This window comes from Marinicella meishanensis (assembly GCF_019931145.1).
GTDB lineage: Bacteria > Pseudomonadota > Gammaproteobacteria > Xanthomonadales > Marinicellaceae > Marinicella > Marinicella meishanensis.
In genome coordinates this window covers 158,476-177,520 of sequence record NZ_JAIOUV010000004.1, presented here as the reverse complement: position 1 = coordinate 177,520, position 19,045 = coordinate 158,476, and the positions used below count along the sequence as shown (strand labels likewise).

Below are 19,045 nucleotides of genomic sequence, written 5' to 3'. Positions count from 1 at the left end.
GTTCATGTGGATGTGACCATTGTACCTGCTCAAGCCGCATTTTGCTGTTGACGCTGGTGCGCCAAAGCCGCGGCGATGTATTGGGCAAACAAGGGGTGACCATCACGGGGGGTCGAGTTGAATTCCGGGTGGAATTGGCAGGCCAAAAACCATGGATGACCGGGCAGTTCCACCACTTCCACCAATTGACCGTCTTCTGAATAACCTGAAATCACCAAGCCGGCATCGGTCAGTTGTTGTTGGTAATTGTTGTTGAATTCATAGCGGTGGCGGTGGCGTTCGGAAATCAGGTCTTTGCCGTAGACGCGGTGGGCCAGGGTACCGGCTTTGAGTTGTGAATTTTGCGCCCCCAAACGCATGGTGCCACCCAGGTCCGAATCGGTATCACGGATCTCTTTTTGGCCTTCACGGTCCATCCATTCGGTGATCAGACCGATCACCGGATGTGGGGTTTGTTCGTTGTTTTCGGTGGTGTTGGCTTGGGCCAGGCCACACACGTTGCGCGCATAATCGATCACCGCGGCATGCATGCCATAACAAATGCCCAAATACGGAATTTGTTGTTCACGGGCGTGTTGCACGGCCTTGATCTTGCCTTCAAAACCCCGATTGCCAAAGCCACCAGGCACCAAAATGGCGTCCACGTCGTTGAACACCGAGGTGTCACCGGTTTCGCCCAATTCCTCGGAGTCGACGTGTTTGATGTTGACCTGAGCTTGATTCGGAATGCCAGCATGGCGCAGGGCTTCATTCAGCGATTTGTAGGCGTCTGAATGGTCCAGGTATTTGCCGACCATGCCCACGGTGACTGCATGCTGGGTGTTGGCTTCGGCCGCCACCACGCGTTGCCATTCTGACAAATCGGTGGGACCGCAGTCCAAACCGAATTGTTCCACCACCAAATCATCGAAGCCTTCTTTGTTCAGTTCTTCAGGGATTTGGTAAATGTTGCCACAGTCCAACACCGGAATCACCGCGCGGGCTTCGACATTGGTGAACAAGGCAATTTTTTGAATTTCTGATTCCGGAATGGGGTGCTCAGCGCGACACAACAAGATGTCTGGTTGGATGCCGATGGAGCGCAATTCTTTCACCGAGTGCTGGGTTGGTTTGGTCTTCAACTCTCCAGCGGCATTGATGTATGGCACCAGTGTCAGGTGCACGAACAAGGCGTTGCGTCGCCCTTCTTCCACCCCCATCTGCCGAATGGCTTCCATGAAAGGCAAGGATTCGATGTCACCCACGGTGCCACCGATTTCGACCATGATCACGTCATAGCCTTGGGCGGCTTTGCGGACCTTGTTTTTGATTTCATCGGTGATGTGTGGGATCACTTGCACGGTGCCACCCAGGTAATCGCCGCGGCGTTCTTTGCGAATCACGCTCTCGTAAATTTGCCCTGAGGTGTAGTTGTTGCCACGCGACATTTTGGTGCGCACGAAGCGTTCGTAGTGACCCAAATCCAGGTCGGTTTCGGCACCGTCTTCGGTGACAAATACCTCGCCGTGTTGAAAGGGACTCATGGTGCCTGGATCGACATTGATGTATGGGTCTAATTTCATCATGGTGACACGCAGTCCACGTGCTTCAAGCAGCGAGGCCAGGGAAGCCGCCGCGATGCCCTTTCCAAGAGATGAAACCACACCACCCGTGACAAAAACAAATTTGGTCATGATCGGTGAAATAGTTGTGCTCAGAAAGGACGTGTATTATAGCCGATCCGAGAATTGCTTGACAACTATTCGGTCTGATTGACCGCTGAATCATGGAACTTCATTTTCCAGAATTTGATGGTCAACGGCACCGACACATTGAGCAAAAAGGCGGTGATCATCAAGGTATAAAACACCTCCATGGTGAATATTTGGTACTGCACAAAAGCGATGTTCATCACCACAAAGGCCAGTTCGGCGCGGCCCAACATACCAAAGCCGATCATCCAACTGTCCGGCCAGGAAAATTTGCCGGTGTAGTGCGCCGCCAGGCCGGCAGACAAGATTTGTCCGATGAACAAGCCGACAAACAACATCACCGCCTCGGGCAACACATCCAACAACATTTGCGCATCGAAGATCAGGTGGGTGCCCATGGTGACGAAGAATACGGGCCCAATCCAGGTGAAGGCGACGTTGTCGATGATCTTGCGGGCTTCGTTGTAGTGGTCCTTTTCCTGTTCTTGGTGGAAGTCGAAGTATTCACCGCGTATCACCAGACCGGCCATGTAGGCACCAATTGCTGGGTGGAAGCCAAATTCGTGGGCCAGCAAGCCCACTGATACCGCGATCAGCAATAAGGACAAGATGGTGTATTCACCTTTGCCCATGGACAGCATTTTGCGCAGGTTGATGTGACCGATGATGGGAATCAGCCGCACCCAACCCGTGCTGGTTGGAAACAACCACTTACCGATGATGATGACGGTGAGGAAAAAGGCCACGGCTTTGCCCAGAATCAGGGCGATGCCGCTGACACTCATGGTCGCTTCTCCGGCCGCAATCGGCACCAGGATGGCGACCAGGGCCAGGGAAGCGATGTCATCGAGCACCGCCGAAGTCATGATGCCGGTGGCCGCTGGGGTGGTGCTCAAACCTTCGGATTTCAATGACACCATGGTCAAGGACACGGCGGTGGCGGTCATCGCCAAACCCACCAACAAGGCGATGTTGGGGTCTTGCCAGTAAATCCAGGCCGCGGCATAAGCGATGCAAAAGGGAGCCAGTGCGCCAAAAAAGGCAATGCCCCAGGAGCGTTTGATGCTTTTGACGAATTTGTTGACGTTTTCCTCAAAACCCAGGGCAAACATGATGATGATGATCCCCAGTTCGGACAGGTCCATGATGAACGAGGGCAAGGTTTTGGGCAAAATCCCCACATTGACCAACAGGGTGCCAAAAAATAAATACCACAGGACCGGCGTCAGGCGGGTGAGGTGGGCCATCCAAGCGGCGATGAACACGCTGACCCAAATGATGACCAACAACAACAAATCATGGTGCATGGACAAATCCTCCCAATGGTTCAGTTGGTGGTTACAGTCCTCAAATTGTAACCCCTTCAGGTCTAAGCTCAATTGGTTTGAGCATGAAATCAGCGATTAATGGCCAAGGATTTGATTTGGATCAATCATTGGTGTTTTTTTCCTTGGTTTGATTTCATTTTGTATGCTGGTATGCGCGATAAATTTTGATGCGATCATACATGATGGCACCGGCGATGTTGCGCCACAAGCTGGCATCAAAATCCACTTTCATCGCATAGGTTGAACCTTCAAAGCCGATCCATGATCACCGAAATGGCTGGCTGTGGTTTGGGGCTGATGGTGAAGGCCCGGCGCAGGCTTTTCTTGCCTTGGGCCAGGGCTTCTTGGGAGTTGGCATGGACCATGGCAATCGGGGTTTGTGGGTCCACTTCGGCCCCCACTTTGAGGATTTGTGAATAACCCACCGCCGGATCAATCTGGGCCTCGCTGTGGGTGCGGCCGCCACCCAATTCAATGATACCCAAGCCCACTTGGCGGCAATCAATGGCGGCGATGTGGCCCGTTTGCGACACGAACACCGGTTCCACCAGGTCAGCCTGGGGCAGGTGTTTGTCAGGGCGCTCCAACAAATCGTTCGGGCCGCCATGGGCTGCCACCATTTGGGCTAATTTATCCGCCGCATCGCCGCTGGAAATGGCATGGAACACCTGCATTTTGGCGTCGTTGCTGTCGCCAGCCAAATTGCCGATCAGCAGCATGTCAGCCGCCAGGTTGACCACCAATTCATTCAGCGCCAAATCCTTGGGGGGTTGTTTCAAATAGTCAATCGCTTCTTGCACTTCCAAGGCGTTGCCGGCGGCATGGCCGATCACCTGGTTCATGTCGGTGATCAAGGCGGTGGTTGGAATCGGTGACACCTTGATGAGGTTGCGGGCCAAATCCTGGGCCATGATGAAATCTTGGGCAAAAGCCCCGCTGCCACATTTGATGTCCATCACCAAGCCTTGCAGACCGGCGGCCAATTTTTTCGATAAAATCGAAGCGGTGATCAAGGGGATGGAATCCACCGTGGCGGAAATGTCACGGGCGGCGTAAATGCGTTTGTCGGCTGGGGCCAGTTGACTGGTTTGGCCGATGATGGAACAGCCCACCTCGGCCACCAGTTGTTGAAAGCGGTCGGTGTCAATTTGGGTTTGGTAGCCTGGAATCGATTCCAATTTGTCCAAAGTGCCGCCGGTGTGACCCAAACCGCGGCCGGAAATCATCGGCACGTGGCCACCACAAGCGGCGATGATGGGGGCCAGCATCAAAGAAATCTTATCGCCCACACCACCGGTGGAATGTTTGTCAATAACCGGGCCATCGAGATTCATTCCTTGCCAATCGAGCGTGTCGCCGGAATCCTTCATCAATTGGGTCAACGTGCGGCACTCAGGCACACTCATGTGACGGAAATACACCGCCATGGTCAAGGCCGTGATTTGGGCTTCGCTGATCGAGCCATCGGTGATGCCGTCAACGAAAAAAGTCAGTTCCTCGGTGCTCAATTCAAAGCCGTCGCGCTTTTTGCGGATGATTTCTTGGGGCAAAAATGTCATGGGTCTTTGGGCTCAATCCAATGATGCAAGCAAAACCATCATTATAAAGCCATTCGATTCGGGTTTTTTGAATTTTGTCGCAATCCAGGGGTTGAAAGGCTGATCGCCGGAAGATCGCAGTAGGTATCTGGGATACTGCCAGCATTGACACACCCAAACTTGTTGGGTCATCCCAACAATACTGAGTGGTGGGATCTGATGATTGATATGAGATCCCTCGCCTACATGGATGTAGGTGCTTGAGTCGAGACGGGATCAGATACCGGGGCCTACATGGTTGTAGGTCTGCCGCGTTAGCAGGACGCGGAAGCGGCCGACTCCGCTCGGGATGACACCCTTCATTATTTTGCGCCTACAGGGGGAGCTGTGCCACCAAAGCAGGTTGCAGTAACGGACAAACACAAGCCTGTGGCGGGGCTTTGCTGACTTGTGGCTGTCAATTGGAACACCGACTTCAGTCGGTGACATGGCAAGGCCCCAGGCCGCGCCATCGCTCATTGTGCGTTTGCCTGTTTTACCGAAATGAAACACGTCAGACAGCCTTTCGCCGACTGAAGTCGGCGCTCCAAAGGCGGGAATTTTTGATATCAAATGACCAATGGGGCATCATTTGCCATAAGGAGTGGGTGAACATGTGCACTCAAGCCTCACTGCAGTTCACGGTCCAAAAGAGCGAATGCGGCCATGAATCGGATTTGGCCAAAGCCTGAGATTATTTAAGACCGACTGGGCCGGAATTTTTTGCGTTTGGGTACCTCGATGGCCAAGCGCGGCAGCAGCCACACCCGGTTGAGGACGATCAGGGCCACCAAGGGCACCACCGGCCAGATGGACGCCATGATCCAAGTTTGGAAGCCCACAGCGAAGATCATCGCCACTTCAATGATCAGGTTAACCACGGCCAGGATTTTGTCTTGGGCAAACAGTCGGTAACACCGCTGGCACTGCATCCGGCCAAACACCGAATTGGCCAAGCCATCGATGAATTTGATGCCGTTGTGCTGGCAGTGGGGGCATTGCATGGTGGTGGACTCGATTGAATTGGTATCCATGTTACGCCTCGGCACTGAATCCAGGGTGAACCTTGGGTGCGGGAAAATGTGAACTGGGTTGTGGGTAGACCTGTTGGGCGTTGCGAGGCCCCTCGACTGCGCTCGGGATGACATCCATGATTTTAGTTACATGAGGGGCTTAAGCGCTTGAGGCGTTAAAGATCATGAACAATAGGGTGTGTCATGCCTGCTGATATCCAGCCAGGATAAGCGTCAATTAAGTTCACCCATCGGCATACAAATGATCCAAAAAGCCACTGATCAGGATGTGGACTTTGGCGGCGGCTTTGGGGGCGTAGTTGAGGGTTTGTTCGTGGCTCAGGCGCACGTCGTCCATGCCGGCACCGTAGTTGGTGATGATCGACAAGGCCGCGACTTTGATGCCGTGGTAGCGGGCCAGGATGGTTTCGGGCACGGTGGACATGCCCACCGCGTCGGCGCCCATCAAGCGGATGGCGCGGATTTCGGCTGGGGTTTCGAATTGGGGACCGGCCATCCAGGCATACACGCCTTGGGCCAGGTGGATGTCATTTTTTTCAGCGATTTGTCTGAGGTGGTATCGGTATTGTGAGTCATAGGCCTTGCTCATGCTGACAAAGCGGCGGTTGTCAGTCACTCCAAACAGCGGCGATTGGCCGGTGAAGTTGATGTAGTCCTTGATCATCATCACCGAACCCGGCGCGGCATTGAGCAGAGAACCGGCGGCATTGGTGATAATCAGGGTTTCAATGCCCAAGGCTTTGAGGGTGGCAATCACCGGGGCCATGGCGCCCGCATCGGCTTGTTCATAATAGTGGATGCGGCCATTGAGGATGATCATAGGGTGGCCATTCATCAGGGTCAGGAACATCGAACCAGAATGGCCGGCCACCCCGGTTTCTGGAAATCCAGGGATGTCGCGGTAAGAAATTTCCGCCAATATTTCGGCCTGTTCGGTGACTGATCCCAGTCCCGAACCGAGGATCATCGCCGCTTTGGCATGAAAAGGTTTGGGCAACAAGCCGATGATGCCATTGATGAACTCGGCCGATCTTTGCGCCAATTGCTCGGCAGTTGGTTGGTCTTGAGGTGTCTGTTCCATGGGGTCACTCGCCATAAGGGGTCCAAATGTTTTTCACCTGAGAGGCGTGGCGCAAGAATTCGCTGCCTTGTCCCTGCTGGTGCCAATCCCGGGGGGTGGTTTCGGTCCAGGTGCGTTTGAGGTTGGTGGCCGATTCATGTTCCACCAGCTGGGCATCGGCACCAAAGGCCCAGATGGCATCGACGTTCATGTGACCGGCCAAGGGTTTGCACAATTCGGCTTGTTGACCGGAAATGATGTTGACCGTGCCTGCCGGAACATCCGACGTGTTCAGCACCTGATAAAAATCCAAAGCCGGCAAGGGGAAGGCTTCGGCGGCGGTCATCACCACCCGGTTGCCCATGGCCATGGCCGGGGCCAACAAGGAGATGAAGCTCAACAGCGGCGCTTCATTGGGGCACTGGATGCCAATCACTCCGATCGGCTCATGCATGGCCATGGCCACCCCACGCAGTGGCACACTGTGTACCTGGCCGTCGTATTTGTCGCACCAGGCGGCGTAATAGGCCAAGCGTTCAATGGCCGTTTCGACTTCGGTTTGGGCTTGTTTTTTGCTGTGGCCATGTTGTTGCAGCCGCGCAACAAATTCGTCTTGACGGTATGACAGGTTTTCGGCCATGAAATACATCACCTGCTGGCGCTGGTAGCCGTTCATGCCGGCCCAAGTGTGGCTGTCGGCGGCCGACTCCACCGCGTTGCGGATGTCTTTGCGGTTGCCCAATCCGGCATGGGTGATTAATTGGCCTTGGTGATCATGCACGGCATAGGAATAACCGCCATCGGGCCGCACCTGCTTACCACCGATGTACATTTTTGGGGTTTTGTCCATGCCTTCGATGGGGTCATTGCTGGCTTTCATTGTTTTGGTTTTGGCGGCAGGCTTTTGGATGCCTGGCTTGAGCCGCAGATATTCATACAAACCTTCACGACCACCCTCGCGACCAAAGCCCGATTCTTTGACCCCGCCAAAGCCAGCAGCGGCATCAAATTGGTTGGTGCAATTGATCCACACCACTCCCGCCTGCACCAGTGGCGCCAAATGCATGGCCATGTTGATGTTTTCACTCCAGATGCTGGCGGCCAAGCCATAGCGGGTGTTGTTGGCCAGGGCCACCGCCTCGGCCGGGGTGCGGAAGGTCATCGAGACCAACACCGGACCAAAGATTTCTTCTTGGGCCACCGCATCCGAGGGCGACACGTCGGTCAACAAGGTCGGTGGATAAAAGCAACCGCCTTTGGGCAAAGCCGCCGTGGATTGATTCAAACAAGCCCCGGCCTCGACCCCGGCTTGCACCAAGGTGGCGATTTTTTGTTGTTGGCGCGGATCGATGATGGCGCCCATGTCGATCGATTTGTCTAAGGGATCGCCGATGCGCAGCTTGTTCATGCGACTGATCAATTTCTGGTGAAAGCGGTCAGCCACCGCCTCTTGCACCAACAAACGCGAGCCGGCACAGCAGACTTGGCCCTGATTGAACCAAATGGCATCCACCACCCCTTCCACCGCGGCATCCAAATCGGCATCGGCACAGACGATGAAAGCCGATTTGCCGCCCAGTTCCAGGGACAATTTTTTGCCGCTGCCAGCCGTGGCTTGGCGGATCCAACGGCCCACCGCGGTGGAGCCGGTGAAGGCGATCTTTTTGATGTCAGGGTGTTGCACGATGTGTTGTCCGGTCTGACCATCGCCGGTGACGATGTTGACCACGCCTTTGGGCAAGCCAGCCTGTTGGCAGATGTCGGCAAACAACAAAGCGGTCAATGAGGTGAATTCCGCCGGTTTCAGCACCACGGTGTTGCCGGTGGCCAAGGCCGGGGCGATTTTCCAGGCCAGCATCAACAGCGGAAAATTCCAGGGGATCACTTGACCCACCACACCGATGGCTTGGTGGTCGGGCAGCTCACTGTCCAGCAATTGCGCCCAGCCAGCGTGGTGGTAAAAGTGGCGCACCGCCAAAGGCACATCGATGTCGCGGCTTTCGCGGATCGGTTTGCCGTTGTCCAAACTTTCCAGCACCGCGAACAAGCGTGAATTTTTTTGCAACAAACGGGCCAGGGCATACAGATACTGTCCGCGTTGGTGGCCGCTGAGGGCCTGCCAGGCGGGCAGGGCTTCGCTGGCCGCTTTGACCGCCTGGTTGACGGTTTTTTCATCGCCCTGGGCCACCTGGGCCAAGGCTTCACCGGTGGCCGGGTTGTTGGAAGCAAAGTGGTCTTTGCCTTTTTGCCAGCGCCCATTGATGTAGTGACTCATGGTGCCGTTGTGCGTGGCCAACCAAGCCAGGGCTTGGTCGGGGGATTCGGGGGCTTTGCCGTATTCCATGGTGTTGAAGATGTCTTTGATGTTCATGAATAAAATACCTTATACCTGTGCTCAGCCCATCGCGTGGCGGTGTGCGGCTGAATAATGACCGGTGACCTGGTGTTCCAACTGCCGTTCGATGTCGCCCAACAAACTGGAGGCGCCGAAGCGGAACAGTTCGGGCTGCAGCCACTCATCGCCCAATTCTTCCTTCATCATCGACAGGTAAACCAAGGCTTCTTTGGCTTTGCTGATGCCACCGGCTGGTTTGTAACCAACTTTGAAACCGGTGCGTTCCAAATAGTCACGGATTTGGCGGATCATGGTCAGTGACACCGGTAAGGTGGCGTTGACCGACTCCTTGCCGGTGGAGGTTTTGATGAAATCGGCCCCGGCCATCATGCACACCATCGAGGCTTTGGCCACGTTGCGCAAGGTGCTGATTTCACCGGTGGACAAGATGGTTTTCATGTGGGCCTCGCCACAGGCTTCGCGGTAGGCTTTGACCTCGTCGTACAGGGCCGGCCAGTTTTTAGCAAACACATGCTTGCGGGTGATGACGATGTCGATCTCATCGGCGCCGGCTTTGACCGACTCCTTGATTTCTTCGATTTTCAAGTGAAAGGGTGTCAAGCCGGCGGGAAAACCGGTGGACACGGCAGCCAGGTGAATGCCGGTGCCCTCAAGCGCCTGAGCCGCGGTGGGCAGCATGTCGTGATAGACGCACACCGCCCCGGTGGTTAATTTCAAGTCGGCGATGTCCAGCGCTGCAATCAGGTCCTGACTCAGCGGTTTTTTCGCTTTGGCACACAACCGCTTGACGCGCAGCTCGGTGTCATCGCCAGCCAGTGTGGTCAGGTCGATCAAGGTGATGGCTTTGAGCAGCCAGGCCACTTGGTTTTGTTTTTTCACACTGCGCCGCGTGCCCAAAGTGGCCGCGCGCCGTTCGGTGGCACTTTTGTTGACCTGGATGGATTCAATCCAATCCAAATTCAGGTCCATGCCGGGATTGCGTTCAATAGTCATGTCAGCATTTTACAATAAAAGGATGGCAGTTGAATGCCTTAAACCAAAGGTTAATGGTGCGATGTGGTGGTGGTTGTCTTATGACCGGGGGGCTGCTGCACTTCGACAAGCTCAGTGGCCTTATGTGAGAACAGCATTGCAAGGTGGCTGAGCTTGTCGAAGCCCTGTTGTTTGCATGGGGTTGTTAAGTCTGTCTGATCCGTCAAATCGGACAGTGGCTTGCTGAGCGTGTCGAAGTACTCGGTGAACTGATGTGGAGATTGTGTAAAATGGCATTCAGTCACTTTAAATTATAGGAGTTGAGCATGGGTAACCCCATTGTGTTTTTCGACATCGCCGGTGATGACGACATCGCCTTGGCCCAGTTTTATCGGCAATTATTTGGTTGGGAAAAGGATGATCGAGGCCAACTGTCCATCCAGGTCAACTCACCGATCAACGGGGCGTTTCGCAAGGACCCGGCTGAAAAGCGCCTTTATATTGGGGTGCCCGACATCACCGCCACCCTCAAACAAGTGGAACAACTCGGTGGGCAAGTGGATGCCCCCCGCTTTGAAGTCCAGGGTGTGGTGGTACTGGGCCTGTTCAAAGACCCGGCCGGCAATGAAATGGGCCTGGTTGAAATGGTCGACAACGACATCAAAATTCCCTAGACAAACACCCTAGGAGGATTTGGTATGCCCGTGCGTTGGGTGCTAGAAGCCCACATATTCCCTGACAACCATCAGCAATTGGCCGCTGCCGTGGCAGCCGCAGGGCATCGGTTGAGTTGGTGGGACGATGCCTGGCTGCTTGATGGCATGCCCGCTTTTGCCGATGATGTGGTATTGTTTCATGGCAGTTTGGGCAATGCCCACCATGTGGCTCAACAGTTGTCATGGCAACCCGGTGCCTTTTGTCATACCCAGGCCTTTCATTGCAGTGCTTGGTATCCAAGCATTAAAGAACACTTGGTCAATCAGCAATGGCGATCAAGCACCGTCAAACAATTGGTTGAAGACAGCCATGCGGTGCTGCAAGGGTGGCCCGAAGGGGCGCCTTTCTTTGTGCGCCCCGACAGTCCCTTGAAGCCGTTTGCCGGCCGAGTGATGCAAGCCAAGCCATTGTCTTTGGCGGCATTGGACCATGGGTTTTATTACGAGGATGAACATTTGCCCATCATCGTGGCGCCGGTGCGACAATTGGGTGCCGAATGGCGTTTTTTGGTGGTGGATGGGCAACTCGTGGCCGGTTCGGCCTACCAAGCCGAAGGTCGAGCAGCCAAAGCAGAGCCCATACCTGACGAGGTGACCCGTTATGCCGCAGAAGTGTTGGCTGCGTTGCCAACTCCTGAGCCGCTGTTTATGTTGGATGTCTGTGAATGCGACGGTGGTTTAAAACTGCTGGAATTGAACCCATTCAGTGGCGCCGACTTATATCTGTGTGACCGCCATGCGGTGGTTGATGCGGTGTCGGCATGGATGTTGAGAACGGCATCAGCGACTGGTTGATGAATGTTCAATTTTGTTAACCAATGCATAAAAATGTCCTGATGGCGGTTGTTATGATGGGCCCAAAACAACAACCATAAAAGAGGGTCCATTCATGAAAAACGTCCGTCATTCAATCGACTCACCCAACCCCGCCGGTGCCGACCATTCCGACACCTGCCCCAAAGCCTTGTCCGCTGAGATTGCGGCAGCGGCAGAAAAAGCAGCCATTGATCCACAAGACATCCGCTCTTTGACCTTGATGATCTTAAACATCAAGCCTGAACGGGTGGATGCCACTTTGCGTGATCAAATGGCCACTTTTATGCAGCAGGTCAAAGCCCAAAACGCGGCCGCCTGAGGTGGCCACCCACAGATTTTCTGTGGCACATGAGCATCAGAGCAACTGGCGCTCACCGTCCGCCAACAAACGATAAAAGTCTGCACCCTCGATCAACAAGCCTTCGGATCGCCGCAAGGGAAAGCTGAAGTAGTAGTCCTTGGGGTGTTTGACGTCAATGGCATAAACCTTGCCCCCATACAGTTTGCTGACTTCGCTTTGGATGGTGTGGCCCACCACCACCGCGTCGGCGCCAAAAGCCGCCAGCCCCTGTTCCACTTCGGCTTGGCTTAAATCGTCCTTGAAATACCCACGGTACCAAGCGGGGCCGGTGTGGGAAGAAGTGATGAAGTCATATTGGCCTGGATCACGGCGGGTGAAGTGGGGTTTTCGGTATTGGTCGCGAATGATTTGGTTGACTTGGGTCAGGTCCAACTTGAAATCAGCGATCTCAGGGTGGATGCCGCCATGGGTGAATAGCACCCCATTGATTCGTTCGATGCTGTTTTTACTGGCCAACCAGCGCCCGATGAACGACTCCTCGCCATACAACTGTTGTTGGCTTTTGCCCAACATCGCCGCAATGTAATGGTATTTGTCTTCGGCGGCTTGAAAGTTGGCTTGCAGGTTTTTGATTTCATGGTTGCCGATGATGTAATGCACCCGCCCGCCAGCTTCGGCCGCGTCCTGTTCCAGTTTGTAGATCAGCCACAGCACTTGGGTCACTGAATTGCCGCGGTCAACGAAATCGCCCACCAGCACCAGGTGGCCAGAACCAAAGGTCCAGTTCAATTCCTGATCAATCACCCGATGACTGATGAGGAAATCCCGAAAGGCTTTGAAGCCGCCCTCGATGTCAGAGATGGCGAGCATGGGCTGGTCATCCTGGTAGCTGACCGGTGGGGTGAGGATCTGCGGGTTGATGGTGACGGTGAAGTGCTGGTCGTCCAAAGGGAAATACACCTTGGCCGCAAATTCCTGATCGAGGTCATGTCGCTGCTGTTCGGTGTGGAAACCGTCATCAGGGTTGCCGCGCAGGGTGAGGGCGGTCCACTGATGGTCTTGTTGAAACACATGCGGTCCTTCGCCATCCAGGTGATAGGCCAAGGGGTTTTGGTTCAGGTGGGCATCGGCGCCAATGGCCATGCCCAGGGCGATCAACACCGCCAGCAAGATGAAAAATGTGATGAAAAAATGTTTTAAGTTGTGCAGGATCAAACGTCCCATAACAGCCTCCTGTGATGTGGTGAGTGCCGGCCTGGGTATCAGGCCGGGTTCAATGAAAAGTGATGTGGGTTAAGGGCTTATGGCATGCCGTGCCGCAGGGCTTTGAGCACTTTGCGGGTGAGGATGAACACCAAGCCGCTGGCCAACAAGGCCAAGGGCACCAGCCACCAGCCCAAGACTTCTTGGGACATGGGAAAGCGCGCATCGGTGAAGGTGATCACCACCGACTGGCCTTGTGCCGCACTCCACAACCCGACTTGATTGGGAAACAACAATTTGGCCAATCCGACCAAAGCCAAAGCGCCGGCCATAAAGTAACCAAAGAAAGCCATCGAATACCACAGGCCTTTGGTCACCCCGCGGGTGATGGATTGGATGGCTTTGAAACCTTTGGGCGGTGGCGCGCCTTGCAGCACGTGGTCAACGTATTGGCTGGCCAAGTCCCTGGCCGAGCCAAAGCCAGCCAATATGTGTTTCATGTCCACCGTTTCGCCATTGGCTTCACGGGCTTCCACCGCATCGAGGATGTGGCTTTCGATTTCCTTGATGACTTCGGCGGCATCGTCATGGTGCAAACGGGCCAGGTATTTATTCAAGGACGACAAGTAGTTGTGCAGTTCAGTTCTGATGTTCATGTTCACCTCATTCTTCAAACATGGGTTCAGGACCGGGGTGGTCCAGGATGTAAGCCAGATCGGCCACCGATTGGCGCCAACGATCGGCCAGCAAGGCCAGCTTGTCAGTGCCGGCGCTGGTCAATTGAAAATATTTGCGGGGTCTCGAATCACCTTCCTGAAACCACTCGGCGGCAATCAAGCCCTCCCGTTTCAACCGGTCCAACAAGGGGTATAAAGTGCCCTCGGTGATTTGCATGGTGGGCAGTTGTTGTAATGATTTCAACAACTCCAAGCCATAGACCTGTCGTTCATTCAAGCTGGCCAACACCACCAGTTCCAAGGTGCCCTTGCGCAACTGGCTGTCCCATTTTTCATGCGGGTTGGAAGTTTTGCTCATACCATAAACCTATATGATGTCATGATAGGTAACAATATAATGCATGATACTATGTAATGCAAGGTATAAAGATAAAAATAGTAAAACTGAGTGCGGTTTTTGTTGACTTATCGGGTCAGTTGTTGGATCAGGTTGTTATGCTGGGGGTGCTGTTTTGCCAAGGCCTGGCCATCGGCCAGCTCAAAATCGGCAAACTCAAAACCCGGGGCCACGGTGCAACCGACCAGGGCATAGCCTTTGGGGTCATCGACGGTGGCGGCAAACCAATCGCCGGCCTTGACCACTTGTTGCCAGGCTTGCCCTTGCTCGGGGTCTGGGCCCAGCTGCAAACGCAGGTGCTCACCCTCGGTGGTGATGACTTGAATGGTGAGACCGGTGCCTTGGTAAAAATGCCAGACCTCATCTTGCTGAATGCGATGAAAGGCAGAGAAATCTGGTGCCTCTAACAAGTAGTAGATTGCCGTCGAGAAGCAGTGGTCTTGGCTAAAGCGTGGCGGCAAATGAGCGACAGAAATCTGTTCGGTACTGCGGTGGGTTTCTTTGAAATACCCCCCTTCTGGGTGGGCTTGCAAGCCCAGGTGCTGGATCCAATAGGCGGCATTGTGATTGGCTGAAGAACTCATGTGGCTATTTTGGACAGAGGGCCTTTACAGATCAAGTTTTTTTCGTTGATGTCTTCAGTGTTGCATTGTTACAGAATGAAACCCAACTTGACTGGCACTTCGACAAGCTCAGTGATCTTAATCAATGAAATATACCCAAGGTGGCTGAGCCTGTCGAATCCTTTTACTTTAGGGAATGTTGGTCTAGTTCTAAGGCGCTTCGACGGGCTCAATGGTCATGTTTTGAAAGTTTAAATTAAGGTGGCTGGGCACTTCGACAAGCTCAGTGATCTTGATCAATGAAATATACCCAAGGTGGCTGAGCCTGTCGAAGCCTGAAATATAAGGTACATTCGTCGAGTTTTATGGCACTCCGACGGGCTCAGTGGTCTTTGGCTGGCATCATGACAAGGCTTCCAGACTCCAGCGTGGGTGGGCTTTGATCAGGGTGTCTTGGGGCACGTCTTTGTGCATAAAGCGCATGGCACCAGCCACCGCAATCATGGCGCCGTTGTCGGTGCAGTATTTGAGTGACGGGAAGAAAGATTTGAACCGGTGCTTGGCGCCCATTTGACCCAAGGTTTCACGCAGCGACAGGTTGGCGCTGACGCCGCCGGAGATGACCAGCTGTCGGTGCCCGGTTTGTTTGATGCCGCGCAGGCACTTCTTGCTCAGGGTGTCGATCACCGCCAATTGAAAGCTGGCTGCGATGTCGGCTTTCAATTGTTGCACTTCAGCTTCTGTGGTGCAGTGTTCTCGAGCTTGTTCCCAAGTAACCCGGGTGTGGGTTTTGAGTCCGGAAAAGCTGAAATCCAGACCCGGTCGGTTCATCATCGGTCGGGGGAATTTAAAACGTTGGTCGTCACCTTGCTCGGCCAACTCTGCGATGTAACGACCCCCGGGGTAAGGCAGCCCCAGCATTTTGGCAGTTTTGTCAAAGGCTTCACCGGCGGCGTCATCCAGGGTGTCGCCCAGGATCTGGTATTGTCCCAGTGCCTGCACATCCACCAACAAGGTGTGGCCGCCTGAGACCAACAAACACAAAAATGGGAAGCTCGGTTTGTCGGCTTCCAACAAGGGTGCCAACAAATGGCCTTCCATGTGATGCACTTCAACCGCCGGCTTGTCCAAAGCCCAAGCAATCGATTTACCGACACAAGAGCCGACCAGCAAGGCACCAACCAAGCCGGGACCGGCGGTGTAAGCCACCGCATCGATGTCAGGCAAAGTCAGTTCGGCATCGGCACAGGTTTGTTGAATCAGCGGGACGATTTTGCGCACGTGGTCACGCGAAGCCAATTCCGGCACGACGCCACCGTATTCGGCATGCAACTCCACCTGGCTGTACAAATGATCGGCCAGCAAACCGGCCTCTGTGTCATAGATGGCGATACCGGTTTCATCACAGGAAGATTCGATGCCAAGGATTTTCATGGCGCCTCCCAATGACTCACCACCGCAGCCAAATCAGGCCGTTGTCGGTCGGCCGGTTGTTCATCAGTGGAACCGATGTATAAATAGCCGGCGATGAATTCGTGATCGGCCAGGCCCATGGCTTTTTGGGCCTCAGGATCCAAACAGGACCAGCCGGTGACCCATTGGCTGGCATAGCCCAATGAGGCGGCAGCGATGTTGATGTTTTGGCACACCGCGCCGGCGGACAAGATCTGTTCCACTTCGGGGGTGCGGTGTTCGACCGGAGAGGCGACCACGGCAATCACCAAGGGCGCACGCAGAAAACAGTCTTTTTCAATGGAGATCTGAATGTCCTCCATGTCTTCTTTGTTGGCTTTGACTGCCGCCAAAGCCTCGCCGAACTGCTGGCGGGCCTCACCTTGCAACACCATCAAACGCCAAGGTTCGAGTTTGCGGTGGTCCGGTACCCGCGTGGCGATGGTCAGAATGGTGGCCAATTCATCGGCATTGGGTCCAGGCTCGCGCATGTTTTTGATCAACACCGAACGGCGTTTGAGCATGAAGTCGGTGACCTGGTTTGGGGCTGATTCAGTCATGGTCTCAGTCAATGTGTGCTTGATGGGCGAACATTATATCGGATTGGCTGTGAATGTGGACAGCTGTTGGGTGCTTGTGTCTTGCTGGGGGTCGTGGTAGAACAGTTGTTGAACCGCTGGTATGAATCACCCTTTATGACATCCACAACAGAACAATTACCGCTTGCAGCCGAGTATGCCTGTCAATGCGCTTGCGGCCACGTCCAGTACACGGTGCAAGGCTTGCCCCTGTTTCGCATGGTCTGTCATTGTGGTATTTGCCAAAAGTACAACCAAGCCAGCCACGCCGATGTGTTGATTTACCGCACAGACCGGGTGCAAAATCCGCCGGCCGATGCGGTCCGTTTCAGCACCTACAAACGGCCGCCCAATGTGCAACGGGGCTGTTGCGAACAATGCGGACAAGCCGTCATCGAAGAGTTTTATTTTCCACTGATGCCGAAACTCACCATGGTACCGGTCCGGGTGTTTCCAGCCACTGATTCATTGCCTGAGCCGTCAGGCCATATGTTTTATGAGTCGCGGGTGCAAGAGGCCACCGATGACCGGCCCAAGCTGCATGGATTCTGGCGCAGCCAATGGGCATTTTTCAAATTCTGGTGGCGCCACCGTCGGCCGGAATCGAAGGGTTGATTTGTTCCGGTAGCCGATTGGGTTACAATGGCGGTTTTTTTTAGACCAGAAATAGCCATGAATAAAACCAGTTTGTGGATCATTGCATTGCTCATTGTGGCCGGCTCAGCCTGGAGCCAGGTGTACAAATGGGTGGATGAAAATGGCGTGACCCATTACTCGGCCAAGCCGCCCGAGGGTCAAGCCAATAACGCCAAAGAAATGAAGGTCAAAGGCATGCAGCGCTCGGTCGATTCGGTCAGCAACAGCCCAGCCGGTGCCAGTGAGTGTGAAACCATTGTGCGCCATGGCCTGACCCTGATGGAAATAGACATCAAAAAAGAAAACGTGGGCCAAGCAGCCGATGCCATGATCGCCCTATTAAAAGACCCGGGCACAGTGGCTGATGGTGTGGCCGAATGTCAAAAAGACATGCAGGATCCGGTGAAAGCCCAGATTTGGGCTTGTCAACAAAAGGCCCAAACTTTTCAGGCCCTGCGCGATTGTGAAAAATCAAGCTGATTCAGGTTGGTGATGAGACCAAGCTGTATGAACCAACGACCATCCAACAATCAGAAAACGCGACAAGCTTGGTTGCTGTTCTTCTGTTGTTGGGGCTTGGTGGCCTGTCAGCAAGCGCCGACGGTGGTGGGTGCGTGGCAAGGCCAGCATGACGGCGAGCTGCTGACCATCCACATCAACGCCGATGGCAGTTGTGAGGCGACCGATCAAAAACCCGGGAAAAAAGCCCGAGATCCGATCCACGGGCAGTGGCAAGAACAGCCCGATGGGACTTATCAACTGGACCTCAGTGGCAAAATGTTCAGCGCTGTGTTGAAGCCAGACGATCAGTTGTGGATCAAGCCAGCTGATGATGTTCAAGTCGTCTTTCATCGCCAGCAATCCTGACGCTATAAAGCAGCCAAAGGCCATGGACCCGAAAGCCAAAATCGAAGTCGAAAACATCAATGTCCCAGGTCAGGTGACGCGGGTTAATGCGGCCAAATACACCGCCATGCGCACGGCCTACCTGGCCATTTTGCCGAGCGGAGCACCGGGACTGACCCAAAAAGAAGCCATGCAGCAGGTCATACCGCATTTACCGGATGACCTGTTTCCAGGTGGCCAAACCGCTGGTTGGTGGGTCAAAACCGTGCAACTGGATCTGGAAGCCAAAGGTTTCGTGATCCGAGAATTTTGCAAGCCATTGCGCTGGCACCGCGTGACATAAGCCCTTCAACGGCTGGGGTTCAATACTCGGTTTTGTCGGTTTTTTGGTGCCATTCTTTGAACACCGCCACCGCTTCGGCCTGATTGATTTGAGTGAAAGGGATTTGGCGGTCATCGATGTGGGCATCGATTTCGTCGTAGATGAATTGGTCGTCAAAGGCGATGTTGGCCGCATCCTGGCGGTCACAACCATAGAACACTTGTTCCGGGCGGGCCCAATAGATGGCACCCAGGCACATGGGGCAGGGTTCACAAGAGGTGTAAATCACACAGCCATCCAATTGGAATGAACCCAATTTGTCACAGGCCAAGCGTATCGCCGTGACTTCGGCGTGGGCTGTGGGGTCATTGGTCGAGGTGACCCGATTCCAGCCTTCGGCAATGATCTCATTGTCTTTGACCACCACGCAGCCAAAGGGGCCGCCATGGCCGTTGTGCATGCCTTCACGCGCCAGTTCGATGGCGCGCTGCATGAATATCAGGTGGGTGTTGTCCATCGC

Annotated in this window: 21 protein-coding genes; 7 read left to right on the top strand and 14 right to left on the bottom strand. The window is 54.3% G+C overall.

Going from position 1 to position 19,045, the window contains the following annotated elements; all coding sequences use genetic code 11:
• Window positions 1–29: 29 nt before the first annotated feature.
• The 7 genes from pyrG to deoC form a co-directional block, all read right to left on the bottom strand.
• Window positions 30–1,673, bottom strand: a complete 1,644-nt coding sequence (pyrG, locus tag K7G70_RS07965) for a CTP synthase (protein WP_223788091.1) — start codon at window positions 1,671–1,673, stop codon at window positions 30–32.
• Between the two features lie 65 nt (window positions 1,674–1,738).
• Window positions 1,739–2,998 (bottom strand): cation:proton antiporter, encoded by a 1,260-nt coding sequence (locus K7G70_RS07960; protein ID WP_223788090.1) that lies wholly within the window; start codon window positions 2,996–2,998, stop codon window positions 1,739–1,741.
• A gap of 269 nt (window positions 2,999–3,267) precedes the next feature.
• Complete coding sequence (deoA, locus tag K7G70_RS07955; RefSeq protein WP_223788089.1) at window positions 3,268–4,578, bottom strand: thymidine phosphorylase; 1,311 nt, start codon at window positions 4,576–4,578, stop codon at window positions 3,268–3,270.
• A 716-nt stretch (window positions 4,579–5,294) separates the two neighbouring features.
• Window positions 5,295–5,630: a hypothetical protein gene (locus K7G70_RS07950; protein ID WP_223788088.1), complete on the bottom strand. Its 336-nt coding sequence runs from the start codon at window positions 5,628–5,630 to the stop codon at window positions 5,295–5,297.
• A gap of 223 nt (window positions 5,631–5,853) precedes the next feature.
• Window positions 5,854–6,711, bottom strand: a complete 858-nt coding sequence (locus K7G70_RS07945; RefSeq protein WP_223788087.1) for a purine-nucleoside phosphorylase — start codon at window positions 6,709–6,711, stop codon at window positions 5,854–5,856.
• Between the two features lie 4 nt (window positions 6,712–6,715).
• Window positions 6,716–9,061: an aldehyde dehydrogenase family protein gene (locus K7G70_RS07940; protein WP_223788086.1), complete on the bottom strand. Its 2,346-nt coding sequence runs from the start codon at window positions 9,059–9,061 to the stop codon at window positions 6,716–6,718.
• A gap of 24 nt (window positions 9,062–9,085) precedes the next feature.
• A complete protein-coding gene (gene deoC / locus K7G70_RS07935) occupies window positions 9,086–10,039 on the bottom strand; it encodes a deoxyribose-phosphate aldolase (RefSeq protein ID WP_223788085.1) in 954 nt (317 codons plus the stop codon).
• 305 nt (window positions 10,040–10,344) lie between these two features.
• On the opposite strand from deoC, the gene K7G70_RS07930 reads away from it, so the two are divergent.
• The 3 genes from K7G70_RS07930 (at window position 10,345) to K7G70_RS07920 (ending at window position 11,869) form a co-directional block, all read left to right on the top strand.
• Window positions 10,345–10,692: a VOC family protein gene (locus K7G70_RS07930; RefSeq protein WP_223788084.1), complete on the top strand. Its 348-nt coding sequence runs from the start codon at window positions 10,345–10,347 to the stop codon at window positions 10,690–10,692.
• Window positions 10,693–10,716: 24 nt separating this feature from the next.
• Entirely contained in the window at window positions 10,717–11,529 is an 813-nt protein-coding gene (locus tag K7G70_RS07925) for an ATP-grasp domain-containing protein (RefSeq protein ID WP_223788083.1), read from the top strand.
• Window positions 11,530–11,623: 94 nt separating this feature from the next.
• A complete protein-coding gene (locus K7G70_RS07920; RefSeq protein ID WP_223788082.1) occupies window positions 11,624–11,869 on the top strand; it encodes a hypothetical protein in 246 nt (81 codons plus the stop codon).
• A 36-nt stretch (window positions 11,870–11,905) separates the two neighbouring features.
• On the opposite strand, the gene K7G70_RS07915 is transcribed toward K7G70_RS07920, so the two are convergent.
• The 6 genes from K7G70_RS07915 to K7G70_RS07890 all read right to left on the bottom strand — a co-directional run bounded on the left by K7G70_RS07915 (window position 11,906) and on the right by K7G70_RS07890 (window position 16,703).
• Window positions 11,906–13,075: a metallophosphoesterase gene (locus K7G70_RS07915; RefSeq protein ID WP_223788081.1), complete on the bottom strand. Its 1,170-nt coding sequence runs from the start codon at window positions 13,073–13,075 to the stop codon at window positions 11,906–11,908.
• Between the two features lie 77 nt (window positions 13,076–13,152).
• Entirely contained in the window at window positions 13,153–13,710 is a 558-nt protein-coding gene (locus tag K7G70_RS07910; RefSeq protein WP_223788080.1) for an HAAS signaling domain-containing protein, read from the bottom strand.
• A gap of 7 nt (window positions 13,711–13,717) precedes the next feature.
• The gene (locus tag K7G70_RS07905; RefSeq protein WP_223788079.1) at window positions 13,718–14,089 is read right to left on the bottom strand and encodes a PadR family transcriptional regulator; all 372 of its coding nucleotides are present in this window, start codon (window positions 14,087–14,089) and stop codon (window positions 13,718–13,720) included.
• A 107-nt stretch (window positions 14,090–14,196) separates the two neighbouring features.
• Window positions 14,197–14,712: a cupin domain-containing protein gene (locus tag K7G70_RS07900; protein WP_223788078.1), complete on the bottom strand. Its 516-nt coding sequence runs from the start codon at window positions 14,710–14,712 to the stop codon at window positions 14,197–14,199.
• A 381-nt stretch (window positions 14,713–15,093) separates the two neighbouring features.
• Window positions 15,094–16,125 carry a tRNA (adenosine(37)-N6)-threonylcarbamoyltransferase complex transferase subunit TsaD gene (gene tsaD, locus K7G70_RS07895; RefSeq protein WP_223788077.1) on the bottom strand — a complete coding sequence of 344 codons (1,032 nt, stop codon included), beginning with the start codon at window positions 16,123–16,125 and terminating at the stop codon, window positions 15,094–15,096.
• On the bottom strand, window positions 16,122–16,703 hold the full coding sequence (locus tag K7G70_RS07890; RefSeq protein WP_223788076.1) for a nitroreductase family protein: 582 nt from the start codon (window positions 16,701–16,703) through the stop codon (window positions 16,122–16,124). The genes tsaD and K7G70_RS07890 overlap by 4 nt, the downstream gene beginning before the upstream one ends.
• Before the next feature lie 135 nt (window positions 16,704–16,838).
• On the opposite strand from K7G70_RS07890, the gene K7G70_RS07885 reads away from it, so the two are divergent.
• The 4 genes from K7G70_RS07885 to K7G70_RS07870 are packed head-to-tail and all read left to right on the top strand — an operon-like array spanning window position 16,839 to window position 18,546.
• On the top strand, window positions 16,839–17,336 hold the full coding sequence (locus K7G70_RS07885; protein WP_223788075.1) for a GFA family protein: 498 nt from the start codon (window positions 16,839–16,841) through the stop codon (window positions 17,334–17,336).
• 57 nt (window positions 17,337–17,393) lie between these two features.
• Complete coding sequence (locus K7G70_RS07880) at window positions 17,394–17,837, top strand: DUF4124 domain-containing protein (RefSeq protein ID WP_223788074.1); 444 nt, start codon at window positions 17,394–17,396, stop codon at window positions 17,835–17,837.
• A 27-nt stretch (window positions 17,838–17,864) separates the two neighbouring features.
• Complete coding sequence (locus K7G70_RS07875; protein ID WP_223788073.1) at window positions 17,865–18,224, top strand: hypothetical protein; 360 nt, start codon at window positions 17,865–17,867, stop codon at window positions 18,222–18,224.
• A gap of 22 nt (window positions 18,225–18,246) precedes the next feature.
• On the top strand, window positions 18,247–18,546 hold the full coding sequence (locus K7G70_RS07870) for a DUF6958 family protein (RefSeq protein ID WP_223788072.1): 300 nt from the start codon (window positions 18,247–18,249) through the stop codon (window positions 18,544–18,546).
• Window positions 18,547–18,565: 19 nt separating this feature from the next.
• Here K7G70_RS07870 and K7G70_RS07865 read toward each other — a convergent pair whose 3' ends face one another.
• The gene (locus tag K7G70_RS07865) at window positions 18,566–19,042 is read right to left on the bottom strand and encodes a nucleoside deaminase (protein ID WP_223788071.1); all 477 of its coding nucleotides are present in this window, start codon (window positions 19,040–19,042) and stop codon (window positions 18,566–18,568) included.
• Between the last annotated feature and the right edge of the window lie 3 nt (window positions 19,043–19,045).

Excerpts from the sequence above, each read along its gene's own strand:
- K7G70_RS07925 (WP_223788083.1), top strand. The coding sequence starts at position 10,717 with ATGCCCGTGCGTTGGGTGCTAGAAGCCCACATATTCCCTGACAACCAT.
- K7G70_RS07875 (WP_223788073.1), top strand. The coding sequence starts at position 17,865 with ATGAACCAACGACCATCCAACAATCAGAAAACGCGACAAGCTTGGTTG.
- K7G70_RS07930 (WP_223788084.1), top strand. The coding sequence starts at position 10,345 with ATGGGTAACCCCATTGTGTTTTTCGACATCGCCGGTGATGACGACATC.
- K7G70_RS07950 (WP_223788088.1), bottom strand. The coding sequence starts at position 5,630 with ATGGATACCAATTCAATCGAGTCCACCACCATGCAATGCCCCCACTGC.
- K7G70_RS07905 (WP_223788079.1), bottom strand. The coding sequence starts at position 14,089 with ATGAGCAAAACTTCCAACCCGCATGAAAAATGGGACAGCCAGTTGCGC.
- K7G70_RS07910 (WP_223788080.1), bottom strand. The coding sequence starts at position 13,710 with ATGAACATCAGAACTGAACTGCACAACTACTTGTCGTCCTTGAATAAA.
- deoA (WP_223788089.1), bottom strand. The coding sequence starts at position 4,578 with ATGACATTTTTGCCCCAAGAAATCATCCGCAAAAAGCGCGACGGCTTT.
- K7G70_RS07880 (WP_223788074.1), top strand. The coding sequence starts at position 17,394 with ATGAATAAAACCAGTTTGTGGATCATTGCATTGCTCATTGTGGCCGGC.
- K7G70_RS07960 (WP_223788090.1), bottom strand. The coding sequence starts at position 2,998 with ATGCACCATGATTTGTTGTTGTTGGTCATCATTTGGGTCAGCGTGTTC.
- K7G70_RS07865 (WP_223788071.1), bottom strand. The coding sequence starts at position 19,042 with ATGGACAACACCCACCTGATATTCATGCAGCGCGCCATCGAACTGGCG.
- tsaD (WP_223788077.1), bottom strand. The coding sequence starts at position 16,125 with ATGAAAATCCTTGGCATCGAATCTTCCTGTGATGAAACCGGTATCGCC.
- K7G70_RS07915 (WP_223788081.1), bottom strand. The coding sequence starts at position 13,075 with ATGGGACGTTTGATCCTGCACAACTTAAAACATTTTTTCATCACATTT.
- K7G70_RS07945 (WP_223788087.1), bottom strand. The coding sequence starts at position 6,711 with ATGGAACAGACACCTCAAGACCAACCAACTGCCGAGCAATTGGCGCAA.
- deoC (WP_223788085.1), bottom strand. The coding sequence starts at position 10,039 with ATGACTATTGAACGCAATCCCGGCATGGACCTGAATTTGGATTGGATT.
- K7G70_RS07870 (WP_223788072.1), top strand. The coding sequence starts at position 18,247 with ATGGACCCGAAAGCCAAAATCGAAGTCGAAAACATCAATGTCCCAGGT.
- K7G70_RS07890 (WP_223788076.1), bottom strand. The coding sequence starts at position 16,703 with ATGACTGAATCAGCCCCAAACCAGGTCACCGACTTCATGCTCAAACGC.
- pyrG (WP_223788091.1), bottom strand. The coding sequence starts at position 1,673 with ATGACCAAATTTGTTTTTGTCACGGGTGGTGTGGTTTCATCTCTTGGA.
- K7G70_RS07885 (WP_223788075.1), top strand. The coding sequence starts at position 16,839 with ATGACATCCACAACAGAACAATTACCGCTTGCAGCCGAGTATGCCTGT.
- K7G70_RS07900 (WP_223788078.1), bottom strand. The coding sequence starts at position 14,712 with ATGAGTTCTTCAGCCAATCACAATGCCGCCTATTGGATCCAGCACCTG.
- K7G70_RS07920 (WP_223788082.1), top strand. The coding sequence starts at position 11,624 with ATGAAAAACGTCCGTCATTCAATCGACTCACCCAACCCCGCCGGTGCC.
- K7G70_RS07940 (WP_223788086.1), bottom strand. The coding sequence starts at position 9,061 with ATGAACATCAAAGACATCTTCAACACCATGGAATACGGCAAAGCCCCC.